Below are 14,614 nucleotides of genomic sequence, written 5' to 3'. Positions count from 1 at the left end.
GGCAACGAGAAATAAAAGGGGGATGCGGAGCGTGCCGACCGCCTGATTACGCTTTACAGGGAGATACCAGGCGCCGGGTCTACGTGCTGAAGCGCAACAACGGTGCTCGCGGCAGCAAGAGCGGCTGTTTCGGTGCGCAGGCGGCGGGGACCTAAGTGCGCGACCCGAGCGCCTGCGCGCTCGGCAAGCGCGACCTCCCGCCTGGTGAATCCGCCTTCGGGGCCCACGGCAAGTAAAACGCCCTGCCGAGGTCGCGTAGACAGGGCCTCCGGAAGACTCATGCGGTCGGGACCGGCTTCGTGAAGGCAGATAGGAGCCTGCCGCGGATGCCGGGCGATAGCTTGAGACAGTGAGCAAGGCGCAGCAAGCGCAGGTAAGCGCGAACGTCCGCACTGCTTGAGCGCGGCGGTCATAATGTTCTGCAGCCGGTCGCGACGCAGACGCGATCGTTCGGTACGCTCTGTAACCAGAGGAATAAGCGTTGTGATGCCGAGCTCTACCGCCTTCTCAACCAGCGTCTCATACCGGCTGCGCTTCTTAACAAGTCCGACCGCAAGCACAAACGGACGGCGCGGCTCGCCCACCTCACGCCGGGTCTCTACCACGGTCCCCATCGCTTTCTGGGTGTCGGTCTGTTCCAGTCGTACCCGGTGCCACCCGCCTATGCCATCAACGACTATAATGTCATCGCCTACGTCGTAGCGCAGCGCGCGCACCGCATGCCGGGTCTCGTCTGGAGAGAGAACGACGCGAACGCCGTGGAACTGTTCAGGGGAGGCGTAGAAGGCGGTGGTCATGAGATACCGGTACGTTGCAGGGGCAGTGGATAAAGAGTTTGTACTGGCTACCTAAGATGCCGGCATAGCATCTACAAGGGCTGTCCTTTTACATGTATGTGCTTCACATGCATGTGGCGTAGCATGCAGCGACATACAGTGGAATGCAATGAGAGCGCACGCAGGTCGGTTTCCACTGGCACTCTGCATCCAGCGAGAAAGATCGTGTCTGAAGAAAGGGGCCACCGATCGGAGCCCAAATTAAGAAATCAAAACAGGTTCTTAGAAGCACCACCGTCGAATGCTACGAGACGGACCCTGACTCCCATCCTTCTGAGAATACCCGTTCATCGGGCAGACCGTAGTCTGCGAGGGTGTCGAGCGTGTCTACCACCATCTGAGGCACGCCGCATACGTATACGTGGGCGTTCTCCCAATCCGCGCCGTACGTATCCAGGTGCGACTGTACAAACCCTGTGCGACCCGGCCATTCGACATCCGACAGCACGTAGTGCACCGAGAGCCGGTCGTGCTCAGCAGCAAGCAGATCGAGCGTTTCGCGGTAGAGCAGCGTTTCAGGGCGCTTCTCGCCATGCACAAACGTGATGTGCCCGCTCCCTTCAGTCAGGTACTGGCGCGCCATGCTCAGCAGTGGGGTAATCCCTGTACCTGTAGACAGAAAGACGATATCGCGGTTTAGGTCGCGAAGCTGCAGGTTGCCCGAGAGGGGCATAACAGGCACCGTGTCGCCCACGCTTCGCTCATCCATCCACGTCGAGCAGGTGCCGTCGTCATAGCGCTTAATCGCAAGCACAAGCGCATTCGTCCCCGGTTGGTTGACTGGAGAGTAGGGGCGCACCACGGGCGGACTCCGGTCGGGTATCACGATACTGGTATGCTGGCCGGGTTTAAAGCTGAATGTATGGTCATCAGCACGCAGCACGTACTGGGTGGTGCGTGGCGTAAGCGCGTGGCGCGATACGAGAACGGTCTCAACAGTATCCAAGGTAGTATCAAAACGAGTTCAACAGAACGTGAGGGTGCGCGAGCACGGTACGCCAACCAGACGCGACGTAAACTACCCGTGCACGCTGTTCTGCCAATGAACTGGAGCGACACGGGTTGCGCCCCCAAACTGTATGTAGATGTTCCGTTAACATCAAGACGGCTCAATACAGATCGATACAGGGAAATATAGATAGATGCAGAGCGTGCTTGCTTAAGCAGGCAACACGTGAGCACACAACATAAGAAAGCCCGACTCAAGATGAGCCGGGCTCCGAAGCTATATGTACAGATTGCCCTGTACAGATTGTATAGAAAGGGCGTGCCGTGTGGCCGAACCCTGCTACAACCTACACACGCTCCACGTTGACCGCATTGAGGCCTTTGGGCGTTTCCTCAACTTCAAACGCGACCTCGTCGTTGTCCTCAAGCGGACCGACGGTGTCCACGTCAACGATGTTAGAGTGGTGGACAAACACATCTTTGGTTCCGTCGTGCGGGGCAATGAATCCAAAGCCCTTTTCGGTACTGAACCATTTAACTGTTCCTTGTGGCATATCGGTGTTGGTGTTGATGATTGTACGGCGCTGCGGAGGGCAATTAGCAACCTTCCGACATGCCGTAGCGTAAAGTAACTCTTGACTATAGCCTTAACATAAGGCTATAACGTATGTTCGCGTTTCATGCGTATCTTTAATGCCGTGGAGCGCGTCTACACACGTATTCCACGAACATTCTGCCGAAAAGTAGCTCGCACCATTATGCAAGATGCGATGCAAGATGCGATGCAAGATGCGATGCAAGATGCGATGCAAGACGCGCCTACAGTGTGGATCACAGGCGCCTCGTCGGGTATCGGAGCAGCGCTTGCCCGGACCTGGAGTCAGCAGGGGGCGCGGCTGATCCTCTCAGCCCGACGCGAGGAGGCCCTGCAGGCTGTAAAGTCGAACTGTGCCAATTCAGATCAACATACGGTGATCCCGCTCGACCTTGCCGATCCCGATTCGCTATATGCGGCTGTCGACGCAGCAACAGAGGCGCACGACACCATCGATGTGCTCATTAACAACGGCGGCATCAGCCAGCGGTCGCGGGCGCAAGATACCGAAGTTGAGGTGGTACGGCGCATCATGGAGGTGAACTTCTTCGGGGCCGTCACGCTTACGAAAGCGCTCCTGCCGCACTTCATCGAGCAAGGGGCGGGGCACATCGGGGTGGTAAGCAGTGTGGTCGGCACCTTCAGCACGCCCGGACGCACCGCGTACGCAGCGTCGAAGCATGCGCTGCATGGCTACTTTGACGGCCTGCGTGCCGAGGTGTACGATGCCGGACTGCGCGTTACGCTCATCTGTCCGGGATACGTGCGTACCAATGTGTCGCGCAACGCGCTCACCGCCGATGGGTCGCGTTACGGACAGATGTCTGACTCGATCCGCAACGGCATCACTCCTGAAGCGTGTGCCACGGCCATCATTCGTGCGCTAAAAGAGGAGCGTGACGAGGTCTACATCGGGGGCATCGAGACCTACGCGGTCTATCTGAAGCGGCTGTCGCCCGCGCTTTTCAACCGTATCATCCGGCTCGTAGACACGACGTAAGCTGCCAGGTAGGGGCTGAACGTACGCGTGCAGCCCAGGGGAGCCGCTCGGAGCCCAAATTAAGAAATCAAAACAGGCTCTAAAACAGCTAAACTCAAGCGTCGGCTCGGGGCCAGGAGGTGTCTTTGGGAAGTGGGTCTTGCGGCGCCTGCAGCTTCAGTTCGTCGGGAACGTCATTGACCTGTGTGTCAGGGTTCACCACAGCTACAAGCGGAAGCGCAAGCGCGGTAAAGAACTTCCCCATTGCCGCAATCAGAAACTCCTGCTGCAGCTCCACAAAGTCAGGCTCAAACCGTCCCTCCTCATCCAGGTGCCCCTCAATGTCGAGATACAGCACACGCGGCCAGTCCGGAAACTCGTCCTGCGCGCGTTTCAGCAGCCCGAAGATGTCGTACGCGGCAGTCTCAAAGTCGTCGGTCTCCGACACCACATGATACAGCGAGATGGTGTTGTCAAAGTTCATGTGGATGCCCGGGGCATCGGGCTTGTTGTACTCCGGCACGAAGTCCGGCATCTCTTGCTCAGGCATATACTGGGATGGGTTGGGGATGCGTACGTACGGCGATCAGGGGAAAAATCTAATGCATGCGCCGGAGCATGGATTCCCAGAAGACGTTAAGACGCCTTCTGAAGGCGTATGCGTGTCAGGATAGTCCCTCGCGCTGTCAGATAGCATCTGCGCATCTCCCTGTACCTCCCTGCACCTACGTGTCCTGTTTGCGAGAGACCTGACTGGGCGGGTAGCCGAAGTGTGTGCTGAACTGTCCGCTAAACGATGCCAGGCTCTCGTACCCAATGGCATAGGCCACTTCGGTTACCGACCCTTCACCGGTGGCGAGTAGGTCATGAGCGCGCTTCATGCGCACCTCGCGGATGAGTGAGGCCGGCGAGGGGGCCTTGTTGGTGCGGGCACGGCGGTAGAGCGTACTCCGGCTCATCATCATTTCTTTGGCCAGATCATCGACATCGAAATCGATATCGGTGATGTTAGCTTCGATGATTGCTCGGGCGTTCTGCTCGAAATCGGAGCGTTTGCTCTCTGATTCAGGAGCAGGCGCCTCGTTCTGCGTCGACCGTCCCTTCGAACCATTCTCAGGTGGCGGTGAAGAAGCATCCGCATCATCTCCAGAGACCGAGCCTGGCGTGGAGGGGCGAGAGTGAGACGAGGAGGGTTCTTCGAGTGAGGCTGTAGCCACGGACCTGCGCTGCAGGCGGCGACGCAAGCGGTGCATCCAGTCCAGCACGCCGCGTATGCGCATCTCCAGCACGTTGGGGTCAAACGGCTTCGTGATATAGTCACGAGCGCCCGCCGAAAGGCCGCGCAGCTCGGCCCTGGTGTCGGAGCGTGCCGTGACCATGATAATCGGAATGGCTTCAGTGTCTGGATGGTCGCGGAGCGCTTCGGCCATATCGATGCCGTCCGTTCCCGGCATCATAACGTCGGCCAGAATGATATCGGGCAGATGGCGCTTGGCCTTCTGCACCCCCTCTTCGCCGTTGGCAGCCTCAATGATGCGGAAGTCTTCCTCCAGAATTGAGCGCACGTACGCTCGCATATCGGGGTTATCGTCAGCAACGAGAATGAGGGGGGCTGTAGAGGGCGTCGGGGGATGAGTGGCGCGCATGCTGTCTCCCGAGCTAACCGACCGACGCACTACAGGCGGTGCGAGGGGATAAGGAGCAGCATGTGCCGTTTCGGAGGTGTCAGGTGCGCCATCGCCAGATGCGCCGTCGCCAGACATCCCGACTTCCGTAGAGAGCGGGGCTGCATCATCAGCAGAACCACTGGCAGAAGGAGGTTCAGGAAGAGCGTCTTTGCCCCGAGGAAGGGTTACAGTAAATGTAGTACCCTCCCCCAGGGCACTCTCGACATCGATTGTGCCCCCATGAGCCTCCACGAGGTCGCGCGTCAGGGCGAGTCCGATACCGGCGCCCTCGCGGGCTCGCGTCGATGAAGCATCGACCTGGCGGAAGCGTTCAAAGATAGCACGCTGGTCTTCTTCAGCGATCCCGATTCCGGTATCTTGAACAGAAAGGCGCGTTTCGGTTGCTGTTTCTTGAATCTCAATATCGATTGTTCCACCGTCGGGCGTAAACTTGATGGCATTGGTGAGCAGGTTCGAGACGACCTGTTCGATATGCTCGGCATCGGCATACGCTGTTTTAGCTTCGACAGGGGGAGGCGTGTGCTGCACGCTCAATGCGAGTCCGTTGGACTGAGCCAGACGCTCAAATCCCTCGGCTACCTGCTTCATCTTCGCGCCCAGTTCGCAAGGGCGAGCCTGGATGGTGAACGTACCGGCTTCAAGCTCAGACAGGTGGAGCAGTTGCTGCACAAGGTTGAGAAGGCGCTGGGCGTTGCGCTCAACCATGCTGAGCGTCTGCTGCGCCGGATCGTCGGGCGTGGACCGCCTGAGCAACTGCTCTATAGGTCCCAGGATAAGCGTAAGCGGCGTTCGCAGTTCGTGACTGATGTTGGCAAAGAAGCGCGACTTGGCTGCATCGAGAGAGCGAAGCGCCTCGGCTTGCTTGGCCAGCTGCTTGTTCTTCTGGCGAACCTCGACCGTGCGGTCGTTGATAATGGTTTCCAACTGGCGCTGGCGCCGACGCAGGGTTGCCGTGCGCCAGTGAACACTTCCTATAACAAGTGCCACCGCCCCGAATCCATACAGTACATAGGCCCACCACGTAAGGTACCAGGGCGAAGCTACATGGAATGCCATGGAAGCGATCTCGGTAACCTGCCCTCGTGCAGTGCGGGCCTGCATTTCGAACGTGTAGCTGCCCGGAGATAGGTTGGTAAAGTCGCGCTGGGCGCTCGTTGTCCATGCCGACCAGGCGTCGCTGAGTCCGCGCAGGCGGACCCGGTACTCGGTGGAAGCGGGCAGCGTATAGCTCGGGGCTGCATACCGGATGCGAATGCTGTTGTCGTCATGAGCCACCTTGTGCGGGCTGGGGCCACCGGTCTGGGCCGTTCCCCAGAGGGGGGCGTCAGCTGGTAGGCTCGACACGCTCCGGATAAGCCCGGAGACAGACGGTGGATCATCCTGTTCTGGCACGTACCGGAGCAGGCTGCGGTTAGTCGCCAGCCAGACGACATCACCTTCTGCATGCACCGCACGGATGATATGACGGCTGATGCGTTGCAGCGATCGTGACTGCCAGTTCCAGTCCTGATTGGCACCTCTCGTCCACCATCCGAATCCTGCATTTGTGTTGCCCCACCAGCGCCCGGTGCCATCCTCAGCGAGCAAGACGCTTGTTGAGGCAAGGTCACTCGCAACAAAGGGTACATCGTCAAGTGGCGTAAACCGTTCGTCTTCCTCGCTGAACTGAGACGTCTGCTCAGGCGAATAGAAGAGGACCGTGTTATCAAAGCGGAAGGGCATGATGTGGCCTTCCGGAAGCCCGTCTTCAGGGGGGAAGAGCCGTTCATTCTGGACACGACCGTCGGCATCTACTGTAAAGCGCATGACGCCTGAATACCGGGTGCCAACCCATAACGTCGAGTCGTTGGCCCAGGCCTGCCGGCTGAAGTTCCCGGTGTCCTCGCGCAGCGTGGAGCGACTGCGCCAGGAAGCAGCTGCAGAATCATAAAAGAAGCGTTCTATGCCTCTTGTTGTAGATACGTACAGTTCATCCGGGTTTTGTGGAGGGGAAGAGATGCGGAAGGCGTGGATTCCCTGAAATTCGAAGTCTGCGCCCATGCCCGTTTCGCGCTGCCACTCACCCACAGATCGCGCGGTTCCGATTATCAAGCTGTTGTTGTGTTGGTGAAGGGCCCACACTTGGGTTGAAGGGGCATGCTTCTGAACCCGTGCAGGTTCACCCACAGCAGCAGCGGGTTCTACCGTTCCGATGCCGCTATTTGTGCTTATGGTGATCATGCCATCGTGGCGTACAACGTCAGTGACAGTCTCTTCAGTATTGTCTTCGAAGAATGTGCTGAGGGGGACGCCCCAGTCAACACGTCGCAAGCCGCCGTCAAGCGTGACCCATATGCCGCCTTCGTGGTCCTCATATGTGCCCAGCACAGGCTGATTCGGGAAAGGCCAATGGCGAATCAGGTCTCCATTGGGATCAATGATGAACAGACCATTTCTGATAGTTGAAATGGCGAAGTTGCTGTCCGAGAGACGTTTCATGTCATAGATGAGGGCGTTCTCGATGCGGTTCTCGAACGAGATATTGAGGCGTTCAACAGAAGTCCCATCCCACACATAGAAGCGATTGGAGGTGGTTCCTATCAGCATCGAGTTATCACCGTAAGAAACGATATCTCGAATGGTGTTACGCCGTCCATCAGGAAGTGAAGGCACCTCAAATCCGACAACGCGGTGCAAGGAGTCGGGTGCAACGTGGTAGAGTCTCCGTCCGAACGCAACGTACGCGGTGTCACGGATAGCGACCAGTGGAAAAGCGTCTCGGTCTTCCTCGCGGGCTAAGAAGTCCATGGTTTTCGTTTCCACTGACCATCGGTACACACCCTGGAAAGTGTGAAAGAAGATATGCGACCCGGCCGTAACGACTTCCCAGATGTCCCCCACATCTTCGGGACCAGCGTCTACCTTGTTGCGCAGTGATACGTAGCGCAACAGGCCGTCCTCGGTCCGTTCCATGTACCCCATTTCATCTTGCGCCCCCACGTAGACACGTCCGTCAGGGCTCGTCGCCAGACCGCGTACGATAGACCGGTTGGAGACGGGGAAGAGCTCCCAGCGTGTACCATCGAAGGTGAGCACCCCATCGGTATTTGCGAAGTAGAGAATACCCGTGCTATCCTGTAGGGCGCTCCAGTTTTGAGCGTTCGCTCCGTAATCGTCGGCGACATACTGCTCAACCAGCGGCATACCAGCTTCAGGGTGTGCCCAGTGTGAGATGGGTGGAGAAACGGCCTGCGCGGTGCTGTATCGGGGCATAACGACCGTAACACAGAGCATCAGGATACCCCAGAGTGTGGCGTAGGCGGTCGTTTCTTGAAAAGAGGGGGTATTATGACGCATACAGAACGGTAAGAGGACGCTGTAGGTCAGAAATTAGGTCATGTGCACTGTGCCGATGCCGGTCATAGAAGATTGCTAAAACAGCGGCTCCGGCCGAGAGGTGCGTGTTACAGCAAGCAGGTGCGTGGGGACTATGTGGTGGGTGTCTGGTGCAACACACAAGTGCTTAAGAGTATCTACACGAAGCAGGTTGCATGGTTCAAAGCGGAAGCCCGCCATTGTACAGGCACAGAGCCGTGTTCTGACCTGTGAGCCTACTCTTGCCGCATTTGCACACATCTTTCGTGCACATGCAAACGCTAAGGTGGTCAACCTAAGGCTTCGGTGCTGTAACCAACTGGCGACATATTGGGAGAGAAGAGCCAAGAGGAGAGGTCTCAGGCGTAGAGTTGGCGCATTGTGTCGATAACAGTGTCGACGTCGTTTGATGAAACGTCGCGATGGGTTGTGAGGCGTACGGTTTGAGGGCCGAATGGAGTGACCCCAATATCGGCCTGGTGGAGCGTTTCGGCTACGGCTTCTGCGGTTGTCCCCTCCACCTCAACCATAACAATGTTCGTCTCTACGGTCTCCAGGTCGACCGAAAAAACAGACAGGTTGTTAAAAGCTGTTGCAAGAGTGCGTGCATGCTTGTGGTCGGTCAACAGCTGGCTGCGATGGTGGGCAATCGCATAGCGTCCGGCCGCTGCCAGGATGCCTGCCTGACGCATCCCGCCGCCTAACCGTTTGCGAACGCGACGGGCCTGATCAATAAGCGATTGCGTGCCTGCGAGCACCGAGCCAACCGGGGCGCCAAGCCCTTTAGAGAGAGCTACCCAGACCAGATCGAACGGTGCAGCATATTCCGCTTCGGCATGGCCTGAGGCCACAGATGCATTCCACAGGCGGGCCCCATCCAGGAGGAGGCGCAGGCCGTGTTTTTCTGCAACGTCGGCGATAGCATGCACACGCTCTAATGGATATACGCGGCCGCCCGCTTTATTAGCCGTGTTCTCGATCGCAACGAGAGTTGACCGTGCAAAGACAGCTCCCTCTGGACGAATAGCAGCCTCGGTAGCGCTGGGGGTGAGAAGTCCGTCGGGACTGTGGACCGGGTGCAGTTGAATCCCGGAGAGGGCGCTGGCCGCGCCCGTCTCGTAGTTGTAAATGTGGCTCGTTGCATCCAGAATGACCTCGTCGCCGGGCGTGGTGAGCACATGCAAGGCAATCTGGTTGGCCATGGTGCCAGACGGCACGAATAGCGCCTCCTCTTTTCCAAGTAGAGCAGCCACTTCGTGCTGCAGCTGATTGACCGTTGGGTCTTCCCCATACACATCATCGCCCACTTCGGCCCGGGCCATTGCCTGGCGCATGTCGGGAGAGGGGCGGGTAACGGTGTCACTGCGAAGGTCAATCATGTCGTGCAAAGGGGGCGCAAGAAGAGAAAAACGGTGGCAGCTTACTATCTAACCGGCTTACTGTGTTAAGTGGTAGGGGAAACCCGTAAGCAGCTGGGACGCGGCGTGCACCTGCACCGGCATGCACTGCCTACCATCCGTGCTGTGCCATACGCTGCTCAATGATTGTAGTGTAGCGGTGCATAACCTGTGGCGTTCGCGATCGGGGGGCTGGAAGGCAGGCCGCCAATCCTGCAGCCTGGCGCCGCGTAAGCGCATCGGCCGACACGGCGAAGTGGTAGTCCGCTGCTGCGGAAACACCGTATATGCCAGGGCCCCACTCTACCACGTTCACATACAGATGCAAAATGCGCTCTTTTGCGAGAATCAGCTCTGCCAGATAGGTAAGAGGCACCTCTATAGCCTTACGGAGATAAGACCGATGGGTCGTCATAAACAGGTTCTTGACCAGCTGCTGCGTGATCGTTGACCCGCCACGCAGGCGCTGTCCTTGATCATGCTCAGCACGTGCTTCCTGGATCGCCGCCCAGTCAATGCCCCCATGGGTGAAGAACCGGCCGTCTTCAGCGGCAACGACCGCACGTGGTACATGCGGACTTACAGTATTTGGCGACACAGGACGGTAGACCCGCGTGTATGGCTCTGTGCTAAACTGGGCCTCCACCGCGCGCTGAAGCTGGACCCCGGTAATCGGGGGCATCACAGTCGTGTAGGCAATAAGCGCCAGGGTACAGCCCACTACATACAGTCCTGCAGCGCCCAAAAGAACATAGGCCACGCGCTTGGCAAGGTGCAAGGCGTAGCCTATGAGAGTTCGAGAGCGTGTCATGTTTGACGCTGCCGGGTTAGCGGGAGATGTCAAGAATCTTCAGCGTCACTTTGCCAGCAGGTACCTTAATGTCAACCTCGTCGCCCTCTTCCTGGCCTAAGAGCCCCTTACCGACGGGGCTCTCAACAGAGATCTTGCCTTCAGACACATCGGCCTCTTGCTCGTTGACAAGAGTGTAGGTCTGTTTGGCACCGGTGTTAAGGTTCTCAACGGTTACCTTAGAAAGGATGTACGCTTTACTGTCATCGACCTCGCTTTCATCGACGACACGGGCCCGTGAGATCGTGTCTTCAAGCTTAGAGATGCGCGCCTCAAGTTTGCCCTGTTCTTCCTTCGCCGCGTCGTATTCGGCGTTTTCCGAAAGGTCTCCTTTGGCACGTGCTTCAGCAATGGCATCGGCAATGCGAGCACGTTCTTTCGTCTTCAAGAAGTGTAGTTCATCCTTGAGTTCTTGAAAGCCCTCTTCAGTTAAATATACGGTCTTTTTAGCACTCATAAATACAGCAGTCACATCATTTAAGGGTACGTCTACAAAGACAGACCGCCACAGCCGTGGAGAGCCACGGGAGCGGCGGTCTGCAGTATGTTTATCGTATCGCGCAGTTATTCGGCTATATGTGCGTAAAGTTCCTTAATAATAAGGTGATCTGGCGTAAGAGATGCGACCGGGTAGGGGACAAGGAGCAAGCAGAACGCCTTGCGCTGGTATCACCAGCCTCCGTGGCTCTGTCCGGATGAGGAAGGAGAAGAGGTAGAGGGTTCTGAAGCGGTCGCGGAGGGAATCCGCCGCGCTGTCCAGTATCGCTCGGCCCAGTACGGTTCGTCAATGTGGGAGATCATGACGCCGTTGCTCGAAGATGCATGTACAAACCGGCCCCCCTCAATGTGTACGCCCACATGGTTTGTCTTGTCCAGGTAAAAGAAGACAAGGTCGCCGGGCTGCAGGTTGCGCTTTCGTACCCGTGTGCCTGTGCGGGCCTGCGCCTGTGTAGTACGTGGCAGACGCACCCCGCTTACGTCGCGGTAGAGCGTCTGCACCAGTGCAGAACAGTCGATACCGCGCCGCGACGTGCCCCCCCATCGATGGGGAACGCCTTCCCACTGAGTGGCAGCGGTCTCCCATCGGTCCACGACAGAAGGGGAGGCCGAAGCCGGGTTGGTGCTCACGGTAGACGAAGAGCCGCATCCAACAGCAAACATGGTGAGCGTCAGCGTGAGTAACACACCTGAAAAGAGCGCAGCCGGTCCGATCTGGTAGCGGTGACATGTGCGCATAGAACCTGATACATTAGGAGGGGAAACTTGTATACCCACACGGATGACTCATCCAGTAGGGGGATCCCAATAAGAGTAGTTTTTCTATGCTAAAGTATCTGACCAAAGGTGTTCAGAAGGTAAACGTGCCTGAGTTGGAAGAACGTATGCCTCTCCAGCAAGCGGCTACTTTCCCCCGTGTGTTAGACTGTACGTTGAGTGGCTTGTACAGACGCAAGCAAACGTAAATAGACGTAATACGACCAGTATTCTACGTGCTGCTGTACGCATAGTGCAACGAAACGTTGCTCGAGCATCAGCGGGTGGATCACGCGAAAATGCAGGAGGTACGTTAACATACGTTCTTGTTCTACATTGTATAGACAACCGACCCACCGGTTATGCCTTACCCTGAAGCCATGGTCAAGCCCATGCGTGCCGAGCTTACACGTCTGGGTGTTGAAGAACTTACCGATGCCGATGCCGTCGATGCAGCATTTGACGAAGATGGCACCACGCTGCTGATTATCAACTCAGTATGCGGATGTGCAGCAGGCAATGCGCGCCCTGCGGTGTCAATGGCGACCCAGCTCGATGCCCAGCCCGACCGCTATGTCACGGTGTTTGCCGGTCAAGATCTGGAGGCCACCGAGCAAGCCCGCGCACACCTTCCTGGCATCCCTCCATCATCGCCATTTATCGCGCTCTTCAAAGATGGGCAGCCCGTATATGTGATCGAGCGCAAGCACATCGAAGGGCGAAGCGCAAATGCCATTGCCAACGACCTGAAGACGGCCTTTGAGGCGTACTGCAATGGAGACGTCTCCAACGACGCCCCAACCAGTCCGACCCCGAGTGCCTCGGGACGTCCGAATGTGCCTTCCAGCTTTCGTTCCATCTCGTAAGTAGGGCGCCGGTATTGCTTGCGGTGTCTGCGGTGCATTTGTTGGATGCGTGGCGCTACAAAACAACGCGACCCGCTTGCCTCTTTTGGGGCAGCGGGTCGCTCTATGCAGCGGGCTACAGAGCAGAACGAGGCGTTGAGCAGAAGGCGTTGAGAGCCCCCGGACCTCTTCTGGTACTGCTTGTTCTGGTATTGATTGCTATAGATTGATTGCTACAGGATGTACTGACTCAAGTCGCGGTCGGTAGCAATTGAGCTCAATCGTTTCTTAACGAGGTCGGCGTCGATTACGATATCCGTATCCTGAAGCTTATCCGGTACGTCATACAGGATGTCTTCAAGCAGTGTAGTGAGTACGGTATGCAGGCGACGGGCGCCAATGTTTTCAACCTCGGCATTGACCTGAGCCGCCACGCGGGCGATCTCGCGGATCCCTTCGTCCTCAAACGTGATGTTGACATTCTCAGAAGCCAAGAGCGCACGGTACTGCTTAAGAAGCGCGTTCTTAGGCTCTTGAAGGATGCGGTAGAAGTCGCCTTCGTCGAGGTTGTTCAGTTCGACGCGGATGGGAAAGCGCCCCTGCAGCTCGGGAATCAGGTCGCTGGGCTTGGAGACATGGAACGCGCCGCTGGCCACAAACAGGATGTGGTCGGTCTTCACCATGCCATGCTTGGTCTGAACGTTCGACCCTTCCACAATAGGCAGCAGGTCGCGCTGCACACCCTGGCGAGACACGCCTTGCCCGGCACCGCCCTGGTCGCGACGGCCGCTGTCAGAAGCCACCTTATCGATCTCATCAATAAAGACCATGCCGGTCTCCTGAACACGGGTGAGCGCGTCTTCCTTGACCTGATCCATGTCGATCAGCTTCTGCGCCTCCTCCTGCGTCAGGATTTCGCGGGCCTCATCAACCGTAACGCGTTTCTTTTTGCGGTTCTTGCCGCCAAGGTTACCGAACAGCTCCTGCAGGTTAACGCCCATCTCCTCCATTCCCATGGGACCGAAGACCTGCATCATGGGCGACGACTGATCACTTGATACCTCAATCTCGATTTCGCGCTCATCAAGATCGCCATTGGCGAGCTTATCGCGAAACTTCTGGCGGGTACGCTGGCGCAGGTTGTCTTCTGCGGCTTCGGTATCGGGGGATGAAGAGTCGCCGTTGGCGTTACCGTTGGAATCACCGTCATCGTCGCTCAACTGGAGCACAAACCCGGGACCGTTTACATCAGTGGTACTTGAAGAGCGGCTCTTGCTGGATTCGGGGGGCGGGATCAGAATGTCAAGAATGCGCTGTTCGGCGCGTTCTTGTGCTTTTTCTTGGACCGCCTCTTTGTGCTCTTCTTGCACGAGGTTAACAGCGATGTCGGCCAGGTCGCGAATCATGCTCTCCACGTCGCGTCCTACATAGCCAACCTCAGTAAACTTCGAGGCCTCTACTTTGATGAATGGCGCGCGGGCCAGGCGGGCCAGGCGGCGTGCGATCTCCGTCTTTCCAACGCCAGTCGGCCCAATCATGATAATGTTGTTGGGCATGATTTCGTCGCGCATCTCCTCGGGCGCGTTGCGGCGCCGCCAGCGATTGCGTAGGGCAATAGCCACGTTCTTCTTGGCCTTGTCTTGCCCGATGATATATTGATCTAACTCCTCGACAATCTGGCGAGGTGTTAGTTCGTCCAGAGAAGGTTGGGTTGCCATAAAAAGCCTAAAGTAATCGGAATAGAAGCAGTGCGAGACAGGAAAAGACGCTGCGGCATGCCGTTCGTGCACAGGTGCAAATACGTGCCTGCCGCAGCGTCTCTTAGACAGTTGTGCCAGCGCGCATGCGTGGCATGCACGGTGCGCTAT

Annotated in this window: 12 protein-coding genes; 2 read left to right on the top strand and 10 right to left on the bottom strand. The window is 57.4% G+C overall.

Annotated features, from left to right (window positions below; genetic code table 11):
* Nucleotides 1-53: 53 nt before the first annotated feature.
* From ACZ48V_RS11775 to ACZ48V_RS11765, 3 genes are all read right to left on the bottom strand, one after another.
* Complete coding sequence (locus ACZ48V_RS11775; protein ID WP_464539380.1) at nt 54-797, bottom strand: RsmE family RNA methyltransferase; 744 nt, start codon at nt 795-797, stop codon at nt 54-56.
* A 283-nt stretch (nt 798-1,080) separates the two neighbouring features.
* Nucleotides 1,081-1,782 (bottom strand): ferredoxin--NADP reductase, encoded by a 702-nt coding sequence (locus tag ACZ48V_RS11770; protein WP_464539378.1) that lies wholly within the window; start codon nt 1,780-1,782, stop codon nt 1,081-1,083.
* 349 nt (nt 1,783-2,131) lie between these two features.
* Complete coding sequence (locus ACZ48V_RS11765; RefSeq protein WP_353563595.1) at nt 2,132-2,338, bottom strand: cold-shock protein; 207 nt, start codon at nt 2,336-2,338, stop codon at nt 2,132-2,134.
* A gap of 126 nt (nt 2,339-2,464) precedes the next feature.
* Here ACZ48V_RS11765 and ACZ48V_RS11760 point away from each other — a divergent pair, with 126 nt between their 5' ends.
* On the top strand, nt 2,465-3,379 hold the full coding sequence (locus tag ACZ48V_RS11760; protein WP_464539376.1) for an SDR family oxidoreductase: 915 nt from the start codon (nt 2,465-2,467) through the stop codon (nt 3,377-3,379).
* 94 nt (nt 3,380-3,473) lie between these two features.
* Here ACZ48V_RS11760 and ACZ48V_RS11755 read toward each other — a convergent pair whose 3' ends face one another.
* The 6 genes from ACZ48V_RS11755 to ACZ48V_RS11730 all read right to left on the bottom strand — a co-directional run bounded on the left by ACZ48V_RS11755 (nt 3,474) and on the right by ACZ48V_RS11730 (nt 11,883).
* The gene (locus ACZ48V_RS11755; RefSeq protein ID WP_464539374.1) at nt 3,474-3,908 is read right to left on the bottom strand and encodes a hypothetical protein; all 435 of its coding nucleotides are present in this window, start codon (nt 3,906-3,908) and stop codon (nt 3,474-3,476) included.
* 175 nt (nt 3,909-4,083) lie between these two features.
* The gene (locus ACZ48V_RS11750; protein WP_464539372.1) at nt 4,084-8,382 is read right to left on the bottom strand and encodes a hybrid sensor histidine kinase/response regulator transcription factor; all 4,299 of its coding nucleotides are present in this window, start codon (nt 8,380-8,382) and stop codon (nt 4,084-4,086) included.
* A gap of 377 nt (nt 8,383-8,759) precedes the next feature.
* Entirely contained in the window at nt 8,760-9,779 is a 1,020-nt protein-coding gene (locus ACZ48V_RS11745) for a threonine aldolase family protein (protein WP_464539370.1), read from the bottom strand.
* 130 nt (nt 9,780-9,909) lie between these two features.
* A complete protein-coding gene (gene mtgA, locus ACZ48V_RS11740) occupies nt 9,910-10,608 on the bottom strand; it encodes a monofunctional biosynthetic peptidoglycan transglycosylase (RefSeq protein ID WP_464539368.1) in 699 nt (232 codons plus the stop codon).
* A 16-nt stretch (nt 10,609-10,624) separates the two neighbouring features.
* Nucleotides 10,625-11,104 (bottom strand): transcription elongation factor GreA, encoded by a 480-nt coding sequence (gene greA, locus ACZ48V_RS11735; protein WP_353564358.1) that lies wholly within the window; start codon nt 11,102-11,104, stop codon nt 10,625-10,627.
* Nucleotides 11,105-11,316: 212 nt separating this feature from the next.
* A complete protein-coding gene (locus tag ACZ48V_RS11730) occupies nt 11,317-11,883 on the bottom strand; it encodes a C40 family peptidase (RefSeq protein ID WP_464539366.1) in 567 nt (188 codons plus the stop codon).
* 380 nt (nt 11,884-12,263) lie between these two features.
* On the opposite strand from ACZ48V_RS11730, the gene ACZ48V_RS11725 reads away from it, so the two are divergent.
* Nucleotides 12,264-12,767 carry a BrxA/BrxB family bacilliredoxin gene (locus ACZ48V_RS11725; RefSeq protein ID WP_464539364.1) on the top strand — a complete coding sequence of 168 codons (504 nt, stop codon included), beginning with the start codon at nt 12,264-12,266 and terminating at the stop codon, nt 12,765-12,767.
* 212 nt (nt 12,768-12,979) lie between these two features.
* On the opposite strand, the gene hslU is transcribed toward ACZ48V_RS11725, so the two are convergent.
* Nucleotides 12,980-14,464, bottom strand: coding sequence for an ATP-dependent protease ATPase subunit HslU (hslU, locus tag ACZ48V_RS11720; protein WP_464539362.1), 1,485 nt, complete (start codon nt 14,462-14,464; stop codon nt 12,980-12,982).
* Between the last annotated feature and the right edge of the window lie 150 nt (nt 14,465-14,614).

Source organism: Longimonas haloalkaliphila (assembly GCF_055379825.1).
Note: the sequence above shows the minus strand (reverse complement) of the source record. Positions and strands in the feature narration are given on the sequence as shown.

Bases quoted from the DNA above. Each gene is read 5' to 3' on its own strand.
- ACZ48V_RS11775 (WP_464539380.1), bottom strand. From the start codon at position 797: ATGACCACCGCCTTCTACGCCTCCCCTGAACAGTTCCACGGCGTTCGC.
- ACZ48V_RS11765 (WP_353563595.1), bottom strand. From the start codon at position 2,338: ATGCCACAAGGAACAGTTAAATGGTTCAGTACCGAAAAGGGCTTTGGA.
- ACZ48V_RS11760 (WP_464539376.1), top strand. From the start codon at position 2,465: ATGCGTATCTTTAATGCCGTGGAGCGCGTCTACACACGTATTCCACGA.
- ACZ48V_RS11755 (WP_464539374.1), bottom strand. From the start codon at position 3,908: ATGCCTGAGCAAGAGATGCCGGACTTCGTGCCGGAGTACAACAAGCCC.
- ACZ48V_RS11750 (WP_464539372.1), bottom strand. From the start codon at position 8,382: ATGCGTCATAATACCCCCTCTTTTCAAGAAACGACCGCCTACGCCACA.
- ACZ48V_RS11745 (WP_464539370.1), bottom strand. From the start codon at position 9,779: ATGATTGACCTTCGCAGTGACACCGTTACCCGCCCCTCTCCCGACATG.
- mtgA (WP_464539368.1), bottom strand. From the start codon at position 10,608: ATGACACGCTCTCGAACTCTCATAGGCTACGCCTTGCACCTTGCCAAG.
- greA (WP_353564358.1), bottom strand. From the start codon at position 11,104: ATGAGTGCTAAAAAGACCGTATATTTAACTGAAGAGGGCTTTCAAGAA.
- ACZ48V_RS11730 (WP_464539366.1), bottom strand. From the start codon at position 11,883: ATGCGCACATGTCACCGCTACCAGATCGGACCGGCTGCGCTCTTTTCA.
- ACZ48V_RS11725 (WP_464539364.1), top strand. From the start codon at position 12,264: ATGCCTTACCCTGAAGCCATGGTCAAGCCCATGCGTGCCGAGCTTACA.
- hslU (WP_464539362.1), bottom strand. From the start codon at position 14,464: ATGGCAACCCAACCTTCTCTGGACGAACTAACACCTCGCCAGATTGTC.